Below are 14,297 nucleotides of genomic sequence, written 5' to 3'. Positions count from 1 at the left end.
GTGGCCGAAGCCGGGCGGCCCGTGGCGCTCAGCTGGCCCGAGGTGCTGTCGGCTCTGATGCACAGAGCGGCGCTGTCCAGCGAGGTGACGGCGTGGGCGATGGACGAGATCATGTCCGGCGCCGCCACCCCGGCCCAACTGGCTGCCTTCGCGGTACTGCTGCGGGCCAAGGGCGAGACTCCCGCCGAACTGGGCGGCCTGGTTCAGGCGATGCTGGCCCGGTCCACTCCGGTGCCCGTCGATCGCAGGGCCGTCGACGTCGTCGGTACCGGTGGTGACCGCGCGCAGACCGTCAACATCTCGACCATGGCTGCCCTGGTGACGGCCGGTGCCGGCCGGACGGTGGTCAAGCACGGCAACCGGGCTGCGTCGTCGGCCTGCGGAACGGCTGACGTGCTCGAACGGCTCGGTGTGGTCATCGACCTGCCGGCCGGCGCTGTCGCCAGCACGGTTGCCCAGGTCGGCATCGGGTTCTGCTTCGCACCGGTGTTCCACTCGGGAATGCGGCATGCCGGCGGTCCACGCCGCGAGCTGGGCGTGCCCACGGCCTTCAACTTTCTCGGACCCCTGACCAACCCCGCTCGCCCGACTGCCGCGGCCATCGGGGTCTATGACGCCGGGATGGCCCCGGTCATCGCCCAGGTGTTAGCCGACCGGGGCGATACCGCCCTGGTGTTCCGCGGCGACGACGGCCTGGACGAGTTGACCACCACGACCACGTCCAAGGTGTGGCTGGTCACCGACGGTTCGGTGCGGGCGACGGTGCTCGACCCGGCCGTGTTCGGCATCGCGCCCGCCGGTCCGGACGCGTTGCGCGGTGCAGACGCGGCCTTCAACGCCGACGTGGTGCGGCGGTTGCTCGCCGGTGAGCGTGGGCCGGTGCGTGAGGCGGTACTGCTCAACGCGGCGGCCGCCATTGCCGCCTTCGACGGCCAGCTGGGGTCCGCGGAGGGCGCCATCGAGCATGGCTTGCCGATCGCCACCGCCGCCATCGACAGTGGCGCCAGCTCGGCGCTGCTCGATGAGTGGATCACGCTGAGCCAGCGGCTGAAGAGCTCACTCAGGTAGCCGCCGCTGGGGCGGTACGGCACTGACCAGCCGGCGGGGGCGGCGCACTGACCAGCCCCGGGGCGGGCGCTATTCCGAGGCGGTATAGCCGATCGAGAAGGCCGCCTCCAGGTCGTGCCGGGAGTACGCGCGAAACGCCACATGGGTGTCGGTGTGCAGCACGCCCTCGATCTTGCTCAGCCGGCCGGCGATCACCTCGGCGATCTGGTCGAACTCGCGAACCCGGACGATGGCGATCAGGTCGACGTCACCCGCGACGCTGTAGACCTCGCTCACCCCGTCCAGGTCGGCGATGGCCTGCGCGACCTCGGGAATCCGGTCGGTCTCGACGCTGACCATGACGATGGTGGTGATCATTCCCCGCATCTTAGGCCGTGGACCGGGTCGGCTGGTGGCTCACCGGCAACCTCCTGCGGTCGGCGAACGGGTCCGCGCTGCGGCGCGCGCCCTCAGCCGAGGCCAGCCAGCTGCGCAGCCGCGCCGCCCCCCGCGCCGGTGAGGCCCACGGATCGCTGGTGGCGACCAGGCGCACGCCCGGTTCCTGCAGCCAGCGCAGCAGGATCTCGGACTCCTCGACGGTGGCCATGGTCGCCGAGTCGGAGGTGTCCGGAATAGCCTCGGCGGTCGCCACCAGCGAGGAGACGATGGGCATCGGCGCGACTCCGCGTGGTGCCACCTCGGAGCCGACCAGCCGGCCCCGGCGGATGACGGCCAGCTCCCAGCCGCCGCCGCCGTCCGGGCGCGCTGCCACCAGCTCGGCAATTCTCGTCAGGGTCCCCAGGGACTGCATCCGGGCACAGCTGCGAACCAGGGTGGCGATCCGGTCGCGGACCGCGGCGGCATCCTCATAACGCTGGTCCGCGGCGAGCTGGTCGAGCCGGTGCCGCAGTGGCTCGATCAGCTCCGACACGTCAGCCTGCCACGCTCGCACCACCCGGGCCACCAGCTCGGCGTAGCCGGCCGGATCGACGCGGTCCTCGCAGGGGGCGTGACACCTGCCGATCTCGGCCAGCGCGCAGGCGCCGCGAACCGGCTTGCCGGGCAACAATCGGTCGGTGCACTGGCGCAGCGGAACGGCGTCGTGGATGGCGTCGCGCACCTGCTCCGCCTGGCTGGTGGAGCGCAGCGGCCCGAAGTAGTGCGCGCCGTCGGAACGGACCTCGCGCACCACCGAGAGCCTGGGAAACACCTCGCGGGTGAGCTTCAGCCAGACCGTCCGGTCGCCGTTCTTGGAGCGACGGTTGTAGCGCGGCTTCAGCGAGGTGATCAGCCGCAGTTCGCGCACCTGGGCCTCGAGCGCGTGCGCGCAGACGATCGAGTCGACGGATTCGGCCAGCCCCACCATCTCGCCCATCCGGGTACGGGTCTCGGACGCGACAAAATATTGCCGCACCCGCGAGCGCAGATCCTTGCTGGTGCCGACATAGAGCGGTGAGCCGGTGCTGTCAGCGAAGACGTAGACGCCGGGGGAGTGCGGCAGCGGGTCTGCCAGATGGCGCTTGCGCCGCTGCGCGTCGGTGACCCGGGAGGTGAATCCCCGCAGCTCGGGCAGCGAATGCACCCCGAGCGTGCCGAGCCTGCCGATCAAGCCGTGCAGCACGTCGACCGTCGCCCGGGCATCGGCCAGCGCCCGGTGGTTCGGCGTCGTGGTGGCGGTGAAGAAGCCCGCCAAGGTGCCCAGCTTGCAATTGGGAACCTCGTCCCGGGTGAGCACCCGGCGCGCCAGCACCGCGGTGTCGACCACCTGGGGATGCGGCCACGGATGATCGTGCCGCACGCAGGCGGCCTTGAGGAAGCCCACGTCGAAGGGGGCGTTGTGCGCCACCAGCACCGCGCCGGCGGCGAACTCGAGAAAGGCGGGCAGCACCGTCGCGATCGACGGGGCGGTCGACACCATCCGGTCGGTGATGCCGGTGAGCACGCTGACGAACGGGGTGATCGGCACGCCGGGGTCGACCAGCGTCGCGAACTCGCCCAGCACCTCGCCGGCGCGGATCTTCACCGCGCCGATCTCGGTGATGGAGTCCGAGGCGGACGTGCTGCCCGTTGTTTCCAGGTCGACCACCACGAACGTCGTCGCGTGCAGCGGCTCGTCGAGTGCGTCCAGGCTCAGCTGACCTACGGTTATCGTGCTCACGTTCGGGCACGCTAGCGGTGACGTCCGACGAAAACGGCGAAGCACCTCTTCCGGCGGGTTGGCGTGGTGCCGTCGCCGCGCGGGGTGCGGGTGCTGTTCAGCGCTCCCGGCCGCTTGCCGACGACCTGATCCGGAACCTGCTCCGGGCCGAACCGCCCGGCCGAACGGTGGTGGTGGCCAGCTCTGACCAGGCCGTGGCGAGCAGCGCCCGAGCCGCCGGGGCGTGGCCGACGCCGGCGCAGATCCTGCTGTCCCGGCTCGAGCGCGGCTGATCACCGGCAGAACTGTCAGTGCCTGTTCCTACGGTTGCCCTGACCGGCTCGCGAGCGCCGGCACCGGACGATCTGGAGGGGCGACATGCTCATCGACTGCGACACCTGCGCTGTGCGCGACATCAACTGCGGTGATTGCGTGGTGGCCGTGCTGCTGGGCCCACGAACCGGCTCCATCGAGCTGGACAGTGCGGAGCAGGACGCGCTGGGCGCGCTGGCAACCGGCGGGCTGCTGCCACCGCTGCGACTGGTGCCGACCACTCCGCCGGACGAGACTCCGCGGCGTTGCAGCGCGATTGCCTGATTCGCGCCTGCGGGATCCTCGCCATACCGGCCTGGCGAGGCCGGATTGTGATGTGGCAGCCGAGTCACGTAGCCTTCGGCCAGGCATTCCGGCTACCCGCCTCCTGACCCTGGGGGCACCGGATGTCACCGCCGAGTCGACACCACGTCGCAGCGGCCGACCGAACGTCGGTGCTGAGACGGTCGAACCGGGGACCCAAGGTTTTCTGGGGTGAATCGGGGTAGTACCGCCGCGGTAACGCGGTCGGTACGCGCTGCTCCGTAGGGCAACTTCCAAGCCCGAACCCGACAGCTAACTCGGTAGGCGGTCGACTGGAAGAGGAGTTCCGCCAACAGTGGCGTTGACTCGTACCTCGCGGCTCAGCCGCGCTGTCATCGGTTCCGCAGTGATCACCAGCGCAGTTCTGCTGACGCCGCTGGCTGCCGATGCAATCCCGCACTCGAAGTCGCCGGCGCAGACCACCACCTCGGTCAACGCCAAGCTGGCGGCGCTGGCCAAGACCAGCGAGCAACTCGCTGAGCAGTACAACAAGGCGCAGCTCGATGTCGTCGGCGCGCAGCACTCCACCGAGCTCGCCACCCAGCAGGCGTCACAGGCCCAGGCCGCCGTGCGGACGACGCGGCACGACCTCGCCGCCTCGCTGGCCACCCAGTACAAGTCCGCGTCGTTCAGCCGCACCGCCGCGATGATGGCGAGCACCTCCACCGACGGCTACCTGCAGACCATGCAGTCGATGACCCTGATCACCCAGCACCAGGGTGAGGTGGCCACCCGGGCCAGCAAGGCCATCGCAATCTCGAACACCGCCTCACAGAAGGCCAGGGATGCGGTGTCCACCGCGGTCTCCGAACGCGCGGCCGTCGCCCAGCGCCGTGCCGCGCTCGATGCCCAGGTGAAGACGTACCAGGCATTGCTCGCCACCCTCACCGCCGCGGAGCGCGCGAAGTTCTTCACGCCGGTGCCGCCACCGACCGCCGCGCAGGTCGCCAAGGTGGTCGACGCCCCGCGACCGGCCGCCACCCAGGTCCAGGCACCGCAACAGCAACAGCAACAGCCGCAAAAGCAACAGCCGCAAAAGCAACAGCCGCAAAAGCAACAGCAGCCGCAGCCGCCAGCACCGCAACAGCAGGCACCGCAACAGCAGGCACCGCAACAGCAGGCACCGCAACAGCAGCAAAAGCAGGCACCGCAACAGCCGCGACAGCAGGCGCCGGCGGCAGCAGCCGTTCCGCAGGCACAGCAGGCATCCCAGGGCGCCGCTGCCGCAATCGCGTCGGCTCGCGCCGAACTCGGCAAGCCTTATGTATGGGGCGCCAGCGGGCCGGACTCGTTCGACTGCTCCGGACTGACCGCCTGGGCGTGGGGCCACGCCGGTGTCAACCTGCCGCACAGTGCGGCTGCCCAGCAGGGCATGGGCTCGTCGGTGAGCCGGAGCGAGCTGCAGCCGGGTGACCTGGTGTTCTTCGGATCGCCCGCGTACCACGTCGCGCTGTACATCGGCGGGGGCTTGATCATCCACGCGCCCACCACCGGTGACGTCGTCAAGATCGCGTCGCTGTCCTACCAGAGTGATTATTCAGGGGCGCGCCGGGTCGGGTGACGTTCCAGTCCGAAGCCGACGGGCGTGTACCGGACACGGTCCGGCCCGTTGTGCTGTCCCGCCGCGGTCCCAGCAGACCGGCGCTGTCGCTGGGCCTCGTCCTCATCGCCGTGATCGCGTTGCTCGCCGGGCGGGCGCTGACCGGGGACCAGCGGGGCAGCGGGGTAGGAAGCGGCTCGGCTGCGTCCGGCGCCCCGCCGTCCGCAGCTGAGGTCACGGCCGTGCTGAGCGTGCTCGACCACCACGCCGACGCGTTGAAGCACCGGGACAGCGCGGGCTGGGTGGCCGACCTGGATCCCGCCGCCGCGGCCAGCCGCTACACCGACACCGAACGCGCGGTGCTCGGCAACCTCAGGCGGGTGCCGCTGACGACGTGGCGCTATGTCCTGTCCGCCCCGGTCACCGATCCGGACGTTCTCGCTCCAGCCGCGGTCCGGCTCGGCGGCCGGGCGGTGATCCTGCACGTCCAGCTGCGATACGCCTTCGCCGTGGTCGATCCCGCGCCGACCGGCCGGGACCTGTGGCTGACCGCCGTCCACCGGCCGGACGGTTGGAAGCTGGCCGGCGACGCGGACGCCACGGGCCCGGGCGGCGCGTCGTGGCAGGGGCCGTGGAATTTCGGGCCGCTGATCGTCCGGGCCTCGGCGCACACGCTGGTGCTCGCCCATCCCGCACACCGTGCCGAACTGGCCGCCTTCACGGACCTGGTCGAGCGCTCGGTGCCGGTGGTGACGAGCGTGTGGGGGAGTTCGTGGAACGACCACGTTGCGGTGCTGATCCCGGACACCGCCGCGGAGTTCGCCGCGGTGACCGCCGACGGCGCGGACAGCGAGGACCTGGCCGCGGTGGCCGTGGCCGACTCCGTCACGCCGGCGGGCGTAGTCCTGGGCGCGCGCATCGTGCTGAACCCGACCACCCTCGGCCGCCTGGACGCCGCCGGTCGCAGGCTGGTCGTCCGGCACGAGCTGACCCATGTCGCGACCCGCGCGGTGACCTCGGACCAGCTGCCGACCTGGCTGATCGAGGGGTTCGCCGACTACGTGGGCAACCTCGGCTCCAGGCAGTCGGTGCGCCAGGCAGCGCAGGAGTTGGCGGCGGAGGTCCACGCCGGCACCGTTCCGGCCGCGCTCCCGACGGCAGTTGACTTCGGTGGCGGCAACCAGCGGCTGTCCCAGGTGTACGAGGAGTCGTGGCTGGCCTGCCGGCTGGTGGCGAGCCGAGCCGGCCAGCCGGGACTCGTGCGGTTGTATGAGGCGGTGAGTGCCGCCGCTGCCACCGACCCCGACACCGCGGCGGAGGTGGGGCTGCGCCGGGTGCTCGGCTCCGGTGTCGTCGCCTTCACCAGCTCGTGGCGCGCCTACCTGAAGGCCCAGCTGCGATGAACCGCAAGCTGTTGATCGTCACCAACGACTTTCCGCCGCGGCAGGGCGGCATCCAGTCCTTCGTCCACGAGCTGGCCCGCCGGCTGCCCGCCGACCAGGTCGCGGTGTACTGCTCGGACTACCCCGGTGCGGCGGCCTTCGACTCCCAGCAGGACTTTCCGGTACGCCGGCATCCGACCGGCCTGCTCGTCCCCACCGTCGCCGCGGCACGCCGGATCATCGAAACCCGCAACCAGGTCGGCGCGACGTCCGTCTGGTTCGGGGCGGCGGCGCCGCTGGCACTGCTGGCGGGCCCGCTTCGTGCGGCCGGCGTCACCCGCCAGGTCGCCAGCACGCACGGCCACGAGATCGGCTGGGCGATGCTGCCCGGCGCCCGGCAGGCGCTGCGCCACATCGGTCACCGCGTCGACGTGCTGACCTACCTGGGGGAGTACACCCGGCGGCGGCTCGCGGGCGCGTTCGGACCCCGCGCCCGGCTGGTGCCGCTACCGCCCGGCGTGGACGCCGACAGCTTTTCCCCCGGCGTCGACGGCTCCGCCATCCGCGCGCGGCACGGCCTGACGGGACGTCCGGTGGTGGTGTGCGTATCCCGGCTGGTGCCGCGCAAGGGCCAGGACGTGCTGATCCGCGCGATGCCGGCCGTGCTCGAACAGGTGCCGGACGCGGCGCTGCTGATGGTCGGCAAGGGGCCGTACCACGCTCGGCTCACCGAGCTCGCCAAACGGGTGGGAGTCTCCGAGCAGGTGGTGCTGACCGGCGGCGTGCCGTTCGAGGAGCTGCCCCAGCACTTCGCCGCCGGGAACGTGTTCGCGATGCCATGCCGGACCAGGCGGATGGGAATGGACGTCGAGGGCCTGGGCATCGTGTTCCTCGAAGCTTCGGCATCCGGCCTGCCGGTGATCGCGGGGAACTCCGGCGGTGCTCCGGAAGCGGTGCGCCCCGGTGTCACCGGCGAGGTCGTGAACGGCCGGGACGTGGCCGCGGTCGCGGCCGAGCTGGCGAGGCTGCTCAGCGATGCCGACCGAGCCCGGACGATGGGCGCGGCCGGGCGCGACTGGGTCGAGACCTCCTGGGACTGGGACGCCAGGAGCGACCGGCTGGCGGAGCTGCTGCGGCTGTAGCGGCGCCAGCTCAACGCGAAGTTCAGTCCTTTCGCGGCCCGGAGTACAGCGCGGCGATCTCGGCCGCGCACTCGGCCATCACGACGTTGCGCTTGAGCTTGAGCGAGGGCGTCAGCTGGCCGGTCTCCTCGGTCCAGTCGGCACCGAGGATGGTGAACTTCTTGATCGCCTCGGCGCGCGAGACGGCCTTGTTCGCGTCGTCCACCGCGCTCTGGATCTCGGCGAGCAGCGCGGGGTCCTCGGCTAGCTCCGCCATCGGGGTGTCCGCGGGCTTGCCTTTCTTCTCCAGCCAGGTCGGCAGCGCCTCGGGGTCGACGGTGATCAGGGCGGCGATGAAGGGCTGCTGGTCGCCGACGACGAGGCACTGGCTGATCAGCCAGTGCGCCCTGATCCGGTCCTCGAGTACCGCGGGGGCGACGTTCTTGCCGGCGGCGGTGACGATGAGCTCCTTCTTGCGTCCGGTGATCGTGACGAAGCCGTCGTTGTCGATCTCGCCGATGTCGCCGGTGTGGAACCAGCGCTTGCCGCCGACCTGCTCCAGCGCCTCGGTGGTCGCCGCCTCGTTCTTCCAGTAGCCGTCGAACACCACGGGGCCGGCCAGCAGGATCTCGCCGTCGTCACCGATCTTGGCGCTCATCCCGGCGATGGGACGGCCGACCGAGCCGACCTTGATCTTCTCGGCGAGGTTCAGGCACGCGCCGGCGGTGGTCTCGGTGAGGCCGTAACCCTCGTAGATGGTGACGCCCATGCCCCGGAAGAAGTGGCCCAGCCTGGCGCCGAGGGGCGCGCCGCCGGAGATCGCCGCGGTGCACTGGGCGCCGAGTGCCGCGCGCAGCTTGGAGTAGACCAGCTTGTCGAACAGCGCGTGCTGCAGCTTCAGCGCCAGGCCGGGACCGTGCTGGTCCAGCGCCTCGGAGTAACGGATGGCGACGGCCTCCGCGCGGTCGAAGATGGGCCCCTTGCCGTCGGCGTGCGCGCGCTGCTTGGCGGTGTTGTAGACCTTCTCGAACACCCGCGGCACGCTGAGGACGAACGTCGGTTTGAACACGGCGAAGTCGGCGATGAGGTTCTTGATGTCGGCCGTGTGCCCCAGGGTGGTGGCGTTGGCGATGGCGCCCATCTCGATGGCCCGGCCGAAGACGTGGGCGATCGGCAGGAACAACAGCGTCGAGCTGTCCTCGTTGAAGAGCTCCTTGAGACCGGCGGCGACCTCGGACACCTCGGCGAGGAAGTTGAGGTGGGTCAGCTGGCAGCCCTTGGGTCGGCCGGTGGTTCCGGAGGTGTAGATGATCGAGGCGAGGTCGGACTGCGCGGTCGCCGCGATCCGCTGGTGCACCGCCGCCTCGTCGATGCCGGCCCCGGCCGCGGTAAGCGTGCTGACCGCGCCGCCATCCAGCTCCCAGACGTCGATCAGCTCTGGCACCTCGGCTCGCACCTCGGCCACCAGAGCGGCGTGCGCGACACTCTCGATCACGAGCGAGCGCGCTCCGGAGTCGGACAGGATCCACTGCACCTGCTCGGCGGAGGAGGTCTCATAGATCGGCACCACGACGGCACCGGTGGCCAGGATCGCGAAGTCGAAGAGGGTCCACTCCCACCGGGTCTTGCTCATCAGGGCCACCCGGTCGCCCGGCTGCACGCCCGCGGCGATCAGGCCCTTGGCGACGGCGAGCACCCGGTCGGCGAACTCCCGCGTGGTGATCTCTGACCACCCCTGGCCATCGCGGATCTTCAGCGCCACCACGTCCGGCCGCGTGCGGGCATTGTCGAAGACGAACTGAGCCGCGCTGTTGAGGGCGGGCTTGCCGGCGCTCGGGATGGTCAACTCACGCACTCGCTTGTGCCTTTCGCAAGGGTTTCTGTCCGGGGTGGACGCCACCGGTCAGCCAGGCCTGCAGAGATGTTAGGCCTCACCGACATGTCATCCTGCCGCAATGCACCCGCAATTCCACCTGATCGACGAAACCTGGATCGCCGCGCCCCCGGCAACGGTCGCCGCCGCGGTCGCGGATGCGGCGAATTGGCCGGCATGGTGGCCGGGGCTGGAGCTGGCCGTGACCCGGGACCGCGGTGTCAAGGGCATGCAATGGGCGGCGCAGTCACGGGCCGGGGCCGCGCCGCTAGCGGGGTCGGTGGAGATCTGGCTGGAGCCGTTCTCCGACGGCGTGATCCTGCATCACTTCCTGCGGCTGGACCTGCTCCCGCCGGCGACGCTCTCGCGACGCTGCCTCGGACGGCTGGAGCGGCGGTTGGCCTGGCACGCCAAGCGGGCGTTCTGGCAGCTCAAAGACGACTTGGAGAGATCGGCGGGTGCTGACCGCCGAGGGTGTTGAGGCGGTCGCGGAACGATCGGACAGCGCCTGAGCGCGTCCCGCGACGGAGCTGTCGCGGCGCGGCGGTAGCCTTCGCCCATGGCCGATGAGTCAACGCAGTCGATCACCATCAGCGCGCCTCCGGCAGCGGTGATGGCCGTTATCGCCGACTTCGAGGCGTACCCCCAGTGGGCCGCCTCGGTGAAGTCGGCGCAGGTGACCGAGGCCGGAGCGGACGGGCGCGCCGACCGGGTGGCCTTCAAGATCGACGCGGGCGTGATCCGCGACGAGTACGAGCTGTCCTACGTCTGGAACGGCGACGAGCAGGTCTCCTGGATGCTGGTCAAGGGCCAGATGCAGCGGGCTCAGCGCGGCTCGTACTTGCTGCGCCCGACCGTCGACGGCACCGACGTGACGTACAACCTCTCCGTGGATCTGGCGATCCCGATGCTCGGCATGCTCAAGCGCAAGGCGGAGAAGGTCGTCATGGACACCGCGCTCAAGGAGCTGAAGAAGCGCGTCGAGAACAGCACCGCGAGCGCCGGCTCGTGACCCGCGGCCAGCGCTGATACGGCCGCGAAGTTGCGGATAGTTCTCTTCACCGGCAAGGGCGGTGTCGGCAAGACCACCATGTCAGCCGCGACCGCGCTGCGGCTCGCCGACCGGGGCATGCGGACGCTGCTGCTGTCCACCGACGCGGCGCACTCGCTGTCCGACGCCCTCGACGTGCGGCTGACCGACGAGCCGGTGACCGTCGCGCCGGGCCTGGACGCGGTGCAGCTGGACATCCAGCGCCGGTTCGAAGGCGCCTGGAAGGAGCTCGAGAAATACCTGGTCAGCGTGCTCACCCAAGGCGGGATGGACCCGGTTTCTGCCGAGGAGTTGACGGTGCTGCCCGGCGTCGACGAGGTGCTGGCGCTGCTGGCCGTGCGTGACTTCGCGGGCCGCGGGCAGTGGGACGCCCTGGTCCTCGACTGCGCCCCGACGGCCGAGACGCTCCGGTTGCTGGCGCTTCCTGACGCGCTCGGGTGGTACCTGCAGCGGGTCCTGCCGATGTACCGGGTACTCGCCCGTGGCGCTCGCCCGCTCGGCGCGCTGCTCGGCCGGGGCGCCGCCGTGCCGCCCGACGCGGTGTTCGAGGCCATCGCCGCGCTGGCCGCCGACCTGGCCTCGGTCCGCGAGCTGCTGACCGACCACCGGACCACCTCGATCCGCCTTGTACTCACCCCTGAGGCGGTGGTGCTCGCGGAGGCGCGGCGGACGTTCACGGCGCTCGCCCTGTACGGCTACCAGCTGGACGAGGTGGTCGCCAACCGGGTCTTCCCGCGGTCGACGGAGGCCTCGCCCTGGCAACAGGGCTGGATCCAGGCCCAGGCAGAGCAGCTGGCCGCTATCGAGGACTCCTTCGCCGGCCTGCCGGTGCGGACGGCCAGCTATCTGGCGACTGAGCCGGTCGGCTGCGCGGCGCTGCGGGCGGTCGCCACCGAGCTGTACGGCGAGCGGGTCCAGAGTTCTGGGGCAGAGAGTGAAAACGGTGCCGCGGCGGACGTCGATCCGCTGGCTGAGGTCGAGCCGGCGGAGCTGTTGTTGGTCACCACCGTGTCGCCGTCAGCGGCCGGGGACGACGAGCCGCGGTTCCTGCTCACCCTCGCGCTGCCGCTGGCCTCGAGCGGGGACGTGCGGGCCAGCCGCAGCGGGGACGACCTCATTGTCACGGTGGCCGGTCACCGCCGAATACTGGCGTTGCCGAGCGCGCTGCGCCGTTGCGCCGTCCTGGACGGCTCGGTCACCGACGGCCGTCTCACCCTCCGGTTTCGTCCCGACCCTCGATATTGGCGGCCCACATGAGCGAGCATCCCGGATACCGCGACGGCAGCTGGGAACCGCCCGGCCCGCTCGCCGACGAGGCGGCCAGGCTGGTCGGCGCCGCGCAGGACTGGTGGCACCGCACCACCGGGGGCGCCCGGCCGGACGGCGGTGGGAGGGGCTCTCCCGACAACGCGACGGGCTCTCCCGGCATCGCGACCGGCGCCGCCGAGTGCTGCTGGTGCCCGGTGTGCCAGGCGATCGCCACGGTCCGTGGCGATCGACCGGACATTCTGGAGCGGCTGGCCGAGACCCAGGCCGCGGTGACCGGGCTGCTCCGCGCGCTGGCCGACACGACGGCTGCCGGACGCGCATCCCGCCCGGCCGACCAGGCCCAGGAGAGCGGTCCTCGTGCGCCGCGGGTCCAGGAGATCATCCTGAACAGCGATACCGATACCGACACTCCCGAGCCGGGTCCCGGTTCGGACTCCACGGCCGCGGACGACGCGGCGGACCCTGAACAGGACGGGAACTGATGTCTCTGGCAATCGGTGTCGATATCGGCGGCACCAAGGTCGCCGCCGGGGTGGTGGACGACGAGGGCCGGGTGCTGGACTCCACCCGCCGGCCAACCCCCGGCAATGACGTCGCCCAGACCGAGGCCGTCATCGCCGAGGTGGTGGCCGAGCTGTCCAGCCGGCACGAGGTGACCGCGGTCGGGATCGGAGCCGCCGGCTGGATCGCCAACGACCACGCCACCGTGCTGTTCTCACCGCACCTGGCGTGGCGCAACGAACCGCTGCGCGACGCCCTGGCCGAGGTGATCGGCGTTCCGGTCGTGGTCGAGAACGACGCCAATGCCGCGGCCTGGGCGGAGTACCGCTACGGCGCCGCCCGGGACTCCCGGGTCAGCGTGATGGTGACCATGGGCACCGGCATCGGCGGCGGACTGGTGTTCAGCGGCATCCTCTACCGCGGCGCGAACGGCGTCGGCTGCGAGTACGGCCACATGAGCGTCGTTCCGGACGGCCGGCGCTGCGCCTGCGGCAACCGGGGCTGCTGGGAGATGTACGCCTCCGGAACCGCGCTGGCCCGGGACGCCCGCGAGCTCGCGGCCATCGCGCCGGTCAGTGCGCACCGGCTGATGACGCTGGCGAACGGGGACGTCGACCAGCTCACCGGCCAACTGGTCACCCAGGCCGCCCGCGAGGGTGATCCCGCGGCGGTGGAGATCTACACCCAGATGGGGCGCTGGCTCGGCCGCGGCCTGGCCAACCTCGCGGCGGTGATCGATCCGACGGTGTTCGTGATCGGGGGCGGGGTGTCCGAAGCCGGTGACCTGCTGCTGGGACCGGCACGGCAGAGCTTCGCCGAGAGCCTGACCGGACGCGGATTCCGCCCGGCGGCCGACATCCGGCTCGCTGAGCTGGGACCCGAGGCGGGTCTCGTCGGCGCGGCCGATCTGGCGCGCCGCAGGCACTGAACCGCCGCCGCCGCGATGGTTGCCGGCCAGGCTGCCAAAATGCAGGGGTGACCCTCGTGAAGCTGCTCTCGTACAACGTCCGTTCCCTGCGCGACGACACCGCGGCGCTGGCGCGGGTGATGCGGCAGGTGGCTCCGGACGTGGCGATCATCCAGGAGGCCCCGAGGTTTCTGCGCTGGCGGTCCCAGTGCGCGGCGCTGGCCCGCCGGGCAGGCCTGGTGGTCGTGACCGGCGGGCGGGCCACCGGGGCCAACCTGGTGCTGTCCTCGCTCGCCGTCGACGTGGTCGCCACGCACGAGATCGGCTTCTCCCGGGACCAGAACCTGCACCACCGGGGCGTGGCGCTGGCGGTGCTGAGGCTGTCGGGCACCGAGTTCGCGGTCGCCGGCACCCACCTGGACCTGATCGAGTCGCCCAGGCTGCGCCATCTCGACGAACTAGCCGAGCACGCTGCGACGGCGGTTCCGGCGGGTGTCCCACTGATCGTCGGCGGGGACCTGAACGCGCTGCCCGGCTCGGCCACCTGGCGGCGGCTGGAGCGCTTCGGCCCGGACGCGTTCGCCACCGTCACGGCCGCGGTCACCGATCCGGCCGGCGATCCCGGCTACACGTACTCCAGCACCGACCCGGTGCGTCGCATCGACGCCCTGTTCGCCGACCCGCGGGCGGTTCCGGTATCGGCCGAGGTGCTCAGTTCCGACGATGTCCGGATCGCCTCGGACCACCGGCCGCTGGTCGTCGAGTTCGACATCGGCTGACCGGCCGCTTGACCGGCAGGCACCGTCCAGTACGGCGGTGGCCCCTTCGCGTGC

14 protein-coding genes, 1 pseudogene and 1 riboswitch are annotated in these 14,297 nt (G+C 71.3%); of the genes and pseudogenes, 12 read left to right on the top strand and 3 right to left on the bottom strand.

From position 1 onward, the window contains the following. Positions 1 to 1,068: an anthranilate phosphoribosyltransferase gene (gene trpD, locus RM423_RS08190; RefSeq protein ID WP_311422529.1), complete on the top strand. Its 1,068-nt coding sequence runs from the start codon at positions 1 to 3 to the stop codon at positions 1,066 to 1,068. A gap of 69 nt (positions 1,069 to 1,137) precedes the next feature. Here the strand turns inward: trpD and RM423_RS08185 are convergent, their stop codons facing one another. Both RM423_RS08185 and RM423_RS08180 read right to left on the bottom strand, forming a co-directional pair. Further along, a complete protein-coding gene (locus RM423_RS08185; protein ID WP_311422528.1) occupies positions 1,138 to 1,425 on the bottom strand; it encodes an Lrp/AsnC family transcriptional regulator in 288 nt (95 codons plus the stop codon). A 10-nt stretch (positions 1,426 to 1,435) separates the two neighbouring features. Beyond that, a complete protein-coding gene (locus RM423_RS08180; RefSeq protein ID WP_311422527.1) occupies positions 1,436 to 3,205 on the bottom strand; it encodes a DEDD exonuclease domain-containing protein in 1,770 nt (589 codons plus the stop codon). 75 nt (positions 3,206 to 3,280) lie between these two features. Between RM423_RS08180 and RM423_RS08175 the strand changes: the two are divergent. The 5 genes and pseudogenes from RM423_RS08175 to RM423_RS08155 form a co-directional block, all read left to right on the top strand. Then, positions 3,281 to 3,477 (top strand): annotated as a pseudogene (locus RM423_RS08175) (NYN domain-containing protein); the annotation flags it as partial. Between the two features lie 85 nt (positions 3,478 to 3,562). Further along, entirely contained in the window at positions 3,563 to 3,781 is a 219-nt protein-coding gene (locus RM423_RS08170; RefSeq protein ID WP_311422525.1) for a hypothetical protein, read from the top strand. A gap of 161 nt (positions 3,782 to 3,942) precedes the next feature. Continuing rightward, a riboswitch (cyclic di-AMP (ydaO/yuaA leader) is annotated at positions 3,943 to 4,103 on the top strand. A gap of 12 nt (positions 4,104 to 4,115) precedes the next feature. Continuing rightward, the gene (locus RM423_RS08165; RefSeq protein WP_311422524.1) at positions 4,116 to 5,381 is read left to right on the top strand and encodes a C40 family peptidase; all 1,266 of its coding nucleotides are present in this window, start codon (positions 4,116 to 4,118) and stop codon (positions 5,379 to 5,381) included. Continuing rightward, on the top strand, positions 5,378 to 6,763 hold the full coding sequence (locus RM423_RS08160) for a hypothetical protein (protein WP_311422523.1): 1,386 nt from the start codon (positions 5,378 to 5,380) through the stop codon (positions 6,761 to 6,763). Before RM423_RS08165 ends, RM423_RS08160 begins: the two co-directional genes overlap by 4 nt. Further along, positions 6,760 to 7,884 carry a glycosyltransferase family 4 protein gene (locus tag RM423_RS08155; RefSeq protein ID WP_311422522.1) on the top strand — a complete coding sequence of 375 codons (1,125 nt, stop codon included), beginning with the start codon at positions 6,760 to 6,762 and terminating at the stop codon, positions 7,882 to 7,884. Before RM423_RS08160 ends, RM423_RS08155 begins: the two co-directional genes overlap by 4 nt. A gap of 22 nt (positions 7,885 to 7,906) precedes the next feature. On the opposite strand, the gene RM423_RS08150 is transcribed toward RM423_RS08155, so the two are convergent. After that, a complete protein-coding gene (locus RM423_RS08150) occupies positions 7,907 to 9,718 on the bottom strand; it encodes an AMP-dependent synthetase/ligase (protein ID WP_311422521.1) in 1,812 nt (603 codons plus the stop codon). Positions 9,719 to 9,818: 100 nt separating this feature from the next. On the opposite strand from RM423_RS08150, the gene RM423_RS08145 reads away from it, so the two are divergent. The 6 genes from RM423_RS08145 to RM423_RS08120 all read left to right on the top strand — a co-directional run bounded on the left by RM423_RS08145 (position 9,819) and on the right by RM423_RS08120 (position 14,243). Further along, positions 9,819 to 10,217, top strand: coding sequence for a polyketide cyclase / dehydrase and lipid transport (locus tag RM423_RS08145; protein ID WP_311422520.1), 399 nt, complete (start codon positions 9,819 to 9,821; stop codon positions 10,215 to 10,217). A gap of 78 nt (positions 10,218 to 10,295) precedes the next feature. Next, on the top strand, positions 10,296 to 10,748 hold the full coding sequence (locus tag RM423_RS08140) for an SRPBCC family protein (RefSeq protein ID WP_311422519.1): 453 nt from the start codon (positions 10,296 to 10,298) through the stop codon (positions 10,746 to 10,748). Positions 10,749 to 10,778: 30 nt separating this feature from the next. Beyond that, positions 10,779 to 12,044 (top strand): ArsA family ATPase, encoded by a 1,266-nt coding sequence (locus tag RM423_RS08135; RefSeq protein ID WP_311422518.1) that lies wholly within the window; start codon positions 10,779 to 10,781, stop codon positions 12,042 to 12,044. Then, complete coding sequence (locus RM423_RS08130) at positions 12,041 to 12,538, top strand: hypothetical protein (RefSeq protein ID WP_311422517.1); 498 nt, start codon at positions 12,041 to 12,043, stop codon at positions 12,536 to 12,538. The genes RM423_RS08135 and RM423_RS08130 overlap by 4 nt, the downstream gene beginning before the upstream one ends. Then, positions 12,538 to 13,485, top strand: coding sequence for an ROK family glucokinase (locus RM423_RS08125; protein ID WP_311422516.1), 948 nt, complete (start codon positions 12,538 to 12,540; stop codon positions 13,483 to 13,485). Before RM423_RS08130 ends, RM423_RS08125 begins: the two co-directional genes overlap by 1 nt. Positions 13,486 to 13,532: 47 nt before the next feature. Then, positions 13,533 to 14,243: an endonuclease/exonuclease/phosphatase family protein gene (locus tag RM423_RS08120; RefSeq protein WP_311422515.1), complete on the top strand. Its 711-nt coding sequence runs from the start codon at positions 13,533 to 13,535 to the stop codon at positions 14,241 to 14,243. The last annotated feature ends 54 nt before the right edge of the window (positions 14,244 to 14,297 follow it).

The organism is Jatrophihabitans lederbergiae, assembly GCF_031845305.1.
In the GTDB taxonomy this organism is placed as follows: domain Bacteria; phylum Actinomycetota; class Actinomycetes; order Mycobacteriales; family Jatrophihabitantaceae; genus Jatrophihabitans_A; species Jatrophihabitans_A lederbergiae.
This window is presented reverse-complemented; position numbering and strand designations above follow the sequence as displayed.

Bases quoted from the DNA above. Each gene is read 5' to 3' on its own strand.
- RM423_RS08185 (WP_311422528.1), bottom strand. From the start codon at position 1,425: ATGATCACCACCATCGTCATGGTCAGCGTCGAGACCGACCGGATTCCC.
- RM423_RS08170 (WP_311422525.1), top strand. From the start codon at position 3,563: ATGCTCATCGACTGCGACACCTGCGCTGTGCGCGACATCAACTGCGGT.
- RM423_RS08155 (WP_311422522.1), top strand. From the start codon at position 6,760: ATGAACCGCAAGCTGTTGATCGTCACCAACGACTTTCCGCCGCGGCAG.
- RM423_RS08145 (WP_311422520.1), top strand. From the start codon at position 9,819: ATGCACCCGCAATTCCACCTGATCGACGAAACCTGGATCGCCGCGCCC.
- RM423_RS08140 (WP_311422519.1), top strand. From the start codon at position 10,296: ATGGCCGATGAGTCAACGCAGTCGATCACCATCAGCGCGCCTCCGGCA.
- RM423_RS08130 (WP_311422517.1), top strand. From the start codon at position 12,041: ATGAGCGAGCATCCCGGATACCGCGACGGCAGCTGGGAACCGCCCGGC.
- RM423_RS08125 (WP_311422516.1), top strand. From the start codon at position 12,538: ATGTCTCTGGCAATCGGTGTCGATATCGGCGGCACCAAGGTCGCCGCC.